Below are 5,337 nucleotides of genomic sequence, written 5' to 3' on the forward strand. Positions count from 1 at the left end.
CACACCCCCAGCCTTGAGAATCCCAAAGATAGAGATCGCTGACTCAACCGAGTTGTCTAGATAGATTGCCACTCGATCGAGCTTTTGCAAACCCAATTCCAGTAGCGCATTACCTAGCGCATTAGCAAAATTGTCAACCTCAAGATAAGTCAATCGCTGCTGATGAAAAATTAGTGCTTCCTTACCAGGCGTTCTTGCAGCAGTTTGTTCTAAAAATTCATTTACTAACATTGGATACCTGCTGATTCGAGCTACAATCTCTACCGAAATTAAATACCGCGAGAATACAAAAGATTGCACTTTGAGCAGACAGGCATTAAACCGCAAGTATCGACTGTTTCTCTGACTTTGGTAAATTTATCGCTATGCCAAACATCTCGAACACTCTCAGTCGCTAGATCTCCAACTGAAAACTCTGGGAAGAATTTGCAAGAAACTACTTCTCCTCCAGGAAAAACATCCATCCGGTTTTTAATAGCCAAGCACTTAGTTTTATGCTGAGCGGGTTTGTCACTGCCGAGAATAAAATCCTCGATCTCATTAATATCCACTGCGGGATTATATCTTAACTTGACTTTCCACGTTCGATCGTTGACTCGATTGAGTTCCCCGATCAATGGATCGATTAGATTGGGAGCGAGCTTGTATTTATATGAATACCAACTAGGTTGAACATCCTTAATTGGTAAAAAGTTGAGATTATCTGCAAAATATCGATCCATTTTGCTAGAAGTCTCATCAGACAGATACCATAGAAAGCTTAAATAAACAGTGTCTACACCTTTTACTTCCCAGAATTCCATTAATTCGTACAATCGATCGACCATATTTGCGGTAATCACACAATTGATCGCGATCTCGCCTTTGTATGTCCCTAGTCGCTTGTGCTCTAAAAGGAGATCGATGCCCTGCATTGTTTTTGCATAACTCCCTTTGCCTCTGATCTCATCATGCTCGTCTTCAAATCCTTCAACAGCTATGTACATTTCTAGTTGTTCTGAGATTCTCAACAGCGACGATAATTGTTTCTCAATCCAAATTCCATTCGTACAAATCGATGTCCAGCGGGGATCTCGTTCGAGTAAATCGACTAATTTATCCCAATTTTGATAAATTAGTGGTTCGCCACCCCACAGAAAAACATTAGATTTGACCGATTGTGTCGCCGCAAATACTTTTTCAATAACGGCCAGATCTACATCTTCATTTTGTGCGGCTCGGTCTAAATGGTGATGATGACCATCTTCATTCCATTGATAGCAATGCTGACAGCGAAGATTGCAGCGATTGGTCAATTTGAAGGCTATTTCTTCAGGGAGTGCTCTTACCGAATAGTCAGATGAAGTTTTATCTCTATTCCCTGCCAGAAATCCCGGCACGATCCGCTTCATTTTTTCAAAGGCAATTCGATCGACATTGACATCAGATTTAGGTTTCATAGCTGCTCCGTTGCTAAGATTAAACTGATACGGCATCAAACGCTTTAATGTCTTACCCGATACTATTGAATTTTGAGGGTAATTTTAAATTGTATGGATCGTAGCATAGCAATTTAGAATTCATTGCGATCTAAATCACATCACGATCGAGGAATAAGTCAGCGTCCACTGAGTTCCTCGATTTCTCAGACGAGCTTACTGCTGCGAGCGGCATAGGCGTACATACCAAAAGCAACACAAAATGACTTATGTTTTTGGATGGCGATCGATCGCTCGATTGTCACCCTCACGATCGACCGGCACTGTGCCGGTGCTTGGTTTTAATCTTCTCCTCGCGTCGATTTTCTGTGCCAACACCTGTGTCGTCGATCGAGGATTCATTACTTTTGATTCATTTTCTGCTGACTAGAGTGAAAAACCAGGGTGGCGATGGCCGTTAAACGCTTAACGCCCCATAATTACAATGTCTACTCCCTACTCCCTAAATCCAAAATGTTGAGCTATGCTGGGAATATTATTTAAGTTGAGAGCGATCGCGGTATATGCGGAAACTGTTAATCTTGTGCTTATTCTGTTTAGGCATCGGGTTTGCCATCTTTAATTTCCAAGGATTGGCAACCAAGGGCGAATTTGACTCGCTAGTCATTGATTTTAAAGAAACTACTTCAGCCACAGAAATAGACAAACAATTGCAGGTGTTGAGCGCGCAGTATCACCTCAGCCCCCACCTCAATAGTCAATTTTCGCAGTCCGAGCATACATATACAGTCAAAGGCGATCGCGCACTACTCGACAAACTCCGCGCATCGAGCTTGGCTCAGGATGTCGAAGCGATCGAGCCAAACTATATCTATCATGCTAGCGTTGCTCCCAACGACCCGCAGTACAGCAAACAGTGGCATTTACATAGCATTCATGCCGAGCAAGCTTGGGAAGAAAATCGCGGTCAGGGGATTACCGTCGCGATTATCGATACGGGCGTGAGCAAAGTTCCCGACTTGGCTAATACCGAATTTGTCGCGGGCTATGACTTCGTCAACGATAAGGTCGAGGCTGACGATGACAACGGACACGGCACTCACGTAGCGGGTACTGTCGCCCAATCCACCAACAATAACTATGGTGTAGCCGGAATTGCCTATGAAGCAAACATCATGCCGCTCAAGGTCTTATCAGCTAGCGGTGGCGGTACGATTAGTGACATCGCCGAAGCAATTAGGTTTGCCGCAGATAACAAAGCCAATATTATCAACATGAGTCTCGGTGGCGGTGGCGAAAGTCAAGTCATGAAAGACGCGATCGAATACGCTTATAACAAAGGCGTCGTCATCATTGCCGCTGCTGGTAATGAAAACAATAATTCGGCGTCCTATCCCGCCCGCTACGCCCGCGTGATCGGCGTTGCCGCGACCGATGCCCAAGGCGAACGCGCTGAGTTTTCCAACTACGGTGCCGGTGTCGATATCGCCGCACCAGGTGGCGGACATGGCAGCAAGATCTGGCAAGAAACGATCGATCCCGAAACTAACGAACCAATTATTTCGGGTTTCCAAGGTACGAGTATGGCTGCGCCCCACGTTGCTGGCGTCGCTGCCTTGATCGAATCGACTGGCGTTACCGCGCCCGATGAAGTTTTCGCCGTCCTCCAACAGTCCGTCCGCAAAATTGAAGCAGACCCGCAGAACTTTTACGGTGCCGGACATCTCGATGCCGCTAGTGCCGTCAAACTCGCCCAAAAAGGCAAGATTACCTTCAATGACTTCTTCCGCTGGTTGCGCGATAATGGTTATCTAAATCTGCGATTCTGGATCGACGGTGGCGCAGTTGCGTTACTACCCAAGGTGGCGATGGTACTCGGTTCGTATCTGCTCGCCTTCTTGATTCGCAATTACGTGCCCTTCACCTTCCCGTTATTTAGCGGGATGATTGCCGGGAGTAGTGGGTTGTTCTTCCTCAAAGGATTCTACGTCTTCGACCTCCCCCAAGCTCCCTTCCGCCTGTTAGGCAGTTCGATTCCCGAATTAGGAAATGCGATCGCTGGTAACAGTATTTTGAATCCAGTGTTTGCCAGTGTCCTTATTCCGCTACTATTACTAGTGGTCTGTTGGTCGCTTCCTCAGGGAAAATGGTTTGCAGTCGGTACTAGTTTGGGTGTAGCTGCTTGTTTGTTGGTGAGTGCAGTCGTCTCTCCCCAAGTCTGGCTACTCGGTGACGGCGGGATCGCTCGTGGTTTCTTGGTAGTGAATGGATTGTTGTGTTTTGGTTTAGCAAGGTTCGCAGCGAGAGGAGATTCTCAAACAGTATGATTACGGCGATCGGTGGGATTGAACATAAAGGTTTTGGTACTGGTGCGTGGGCATTGGTAGCCGAGGATGGCACGACTTACGAGTTATTAGATTGTCCTCGCGATTTACGTAAAGTCGGATTGCATGTGAAGGTACAGGGCACATTAAATGATGATGTCATGACCCTAGCAATGATTGGGAAAGTCTTAAATGTTAATTCGTTTGAGATTTTAGAAAATCCTTCTTCAGTTGAATAAATACTAGTTGCGAACGATTAAAGGTAGGGACAAAGTTTTTGTCTCTACCTTTGTCGTTTTCGATCGACTAATTAGCTACGACGAATTATAATGTCATCGATTAGAATTGGTTCAGGAGCTTGTCATGTCTGAAGAAAAACTCGATCGAATCGAAACCCAGTTAAGCTTAGTCTTGCAAGGGATAGGTACTATGCAGCAAGGCATGGGCGCAATGCAACAAGATATCGGCGTCCTCAAGCAGGATGTCGGCGAACTTAAGCAGGATGTCGTTGCGATGAAGCAAAATGACAATGCCTTGCGAGAAGATATTGTCGATCTCCGCAACCGGATCGGGAGTATTGAAGGGGCGATTATGCTCATCGTGCGGGATGGATTTACACCGCTGAGAAACTATGCTGACGATTTAAATTTTGAATTGTCAGAAGTTCAACGCAAAAACAGATTGTTAAATCGGCGCGTAAGGAGATTGGAACGCCGAGATCTGGGTGATGACTTTGAGTATTAACCACGCGATCGATCCAGCCAACGGAGGCAAAGATCGAAGCAACTGCCCGATCGCCATACCAGAGGGGATGAAATATGGCTCGATCGTGTGCTAGAATACGATGTTTGGACTCTAAATATCAACTCTTTGACGTTCTCGCAACGAGACGGAACGAGATATGTAGATGTAGGCGACACATTATTAACTGATTTAATTTAGTCAACGTGCGTGTACATCGATAGGAGGCGGATTAATACGGAAGAGAACACCACTAGGATAAACTATAATATTGCATGGCCAGTCAGAAAACAGCAGATATCGGTTTCACCCTCGACGATTTCGCAGCATTACTCGATAAATACGATTACCACTTTAGCCCTGGCGATGTCGTTGCTGGTACCGTATTTAGTCTGGAGCCACGGGGTGCTCTGATTGACATTGGCGCGAAAACTGCGGCCTATATCCCCATTCAGGAGATGTCGATCAACCGTGTCGATCAACCTGAAGAAGTACTCCAGTCCAACGAAACTCGCGAATTTTTCATCCTCACCGATGAAAATGAAGACGGGCAACTCACTCTCTCCATCCGCCGAATCGAATACATGCGGGCGTGGGAGCGGGTACGTCAGCTTCAAGCCGAAGATGCGACCGTGCGATCGCAAGTATTTGCGACCAACCGTGGTGGTGCCCTAGTCCGGATTGAAGGACTGCGTGGATTTATTCCCGGTTCGCACATCAGCACCCGCAAAGCGAAAGAAGAATTAGTTAACGAAGAACTCCCCCTCAAGTTCTTGGAAGTAGACGAAGATCGCAACATCTGGTATTGAGCCACCGTCGCGCCCTAGTCGAACGGAAGATGAATCGCCTCGAAG

General features: G+C 46.2%; 5 protein-coding genes and 1 pseudogene. 4 read left to right on the forward strand and 2 right to left on the reverse strand.

Features of this window, described 5'->3' with window-relative positions; genetic code table 11:
- Together RMO84_RS00050 and RMO84_RS00055 are read right to left on the reverse strand one after the other, a co-directional pair.
- A partial coding sequence (locus RMO84_RS00050) for an AMP-binding protein (RefSeq protein ID WP_310486362.1) occupies positions 1 to 231 on the reverse strand: 231 nt, incomplete at its 3' end.
- A 38-nt stretch (positions 232 to 269) separates the two neighbouring features.
- Positions 270 to 1,439: a radical SAM protein gene (locus RMO84_RS00055; RefSeq protein WP_310486363.1), complete on the reverse strand. Its 1,170-nt coding sequence runs from the start codon at positions 1,437 to 1,439 to the stop codon at positions 270 to 272.
- Between the two features lie 542 nt (positions 1,440 to 1,981).
- On the opposite strand from RMO84_RS00055, the gene RMO84_RS00060 reads away from it, so the two are divergent.
- From RMO84_RS00060 to RMO84_RS00075, 4 genes and pseudogenes are all read left to right on the forward strand, one after another.
- On the forward strand, positions 1,982 to 3,745 hold the full coding sequence (locus tag RMO84_RS00060) for a S8 family peptidase (protein WP_310486364.1): 1,764 nt from the start codon (positions 1,982 to 1,984) through the stop codon (positions 3,743 to 3,745).
- Positions 3,742 to 3,981 carry a hypothetical protein gene (locus RMO84_RS00065; RefSeq protein ID WP_310486365.1) on the forward strand — a complete coding sequence of 80 codons (240 nt, stop codon included), beginning with the start codon at positions 3,742 to 3,744 and terminating at the stop codon, positions 3,979 to 3,981. The genes RMO84_RS00060 and RMO84_RS00065 overlap by 4 nt, the downstream gene beginning before the upstream one ends.
- A 124-nt stretch (positions 3,982 to 4,105) precedes the next feature.
- A complete protein-coding gene (locus tag RMO84_RS00070) occupies positions 4,106 to 4,486 on the forward strand; it encodes a hypothetical protein (RefSeq protein WP_310486366.1) in 381 nt (126 codons plus the stop codon).
- Positions 4,487 to 4,758: 272 nt separating this feature from the next.
- Positions 4,759 to 5,337: pseudogene (locus RMO84_RS00075) on the forward strand (S1 RNA-binding domain-containing protein); the annotation flags it as partial.

Source organism: Chamaesiphon sp. VAR_69_metabat_338 (genome assembly GCF_031423935.1).
Taxonomy (GTDB): Bacteria; Cyanobacteriota; Cyanobacteriia; order Cyanobacteriales; family Chamaesiphonaceae; genus Chamaesiphon.

What these genes read in the sequence shown, in the direction of transcription:
- RMO84_RS00065 (WP_310486365.1), top strand. Translation starts at nt 3,742, where the DNA reads ATGATTACGGCGATCGGTGGGATTGAACATAAAGGTTTTGGTACTGGT.
- RMO84_RS00070 (WP_310486366.1), top strand. Translation starts at nt 4,106, where the DNA reads ATGTCTGAAGAAAAACTCGATCGAATCGAAACCCAGTTAAGCTTAGTC.
- RMO84_RS00055 (WP_310486363.1), bottom strand. Translation starts at nt 1,439, where the DNA reads ATGAAACCTAAATCTGATGTCAATGTCGATCGAATTGCCTTTGAAAAA.
- RMO84_RS00060 (WP_310486364.1), top strand. Translation starts at nt 1,982, where the DNA reads ATGCGGAAACTGTTAATCTTGTGCTTATTCTGTTTAGGCATCGGGTTT.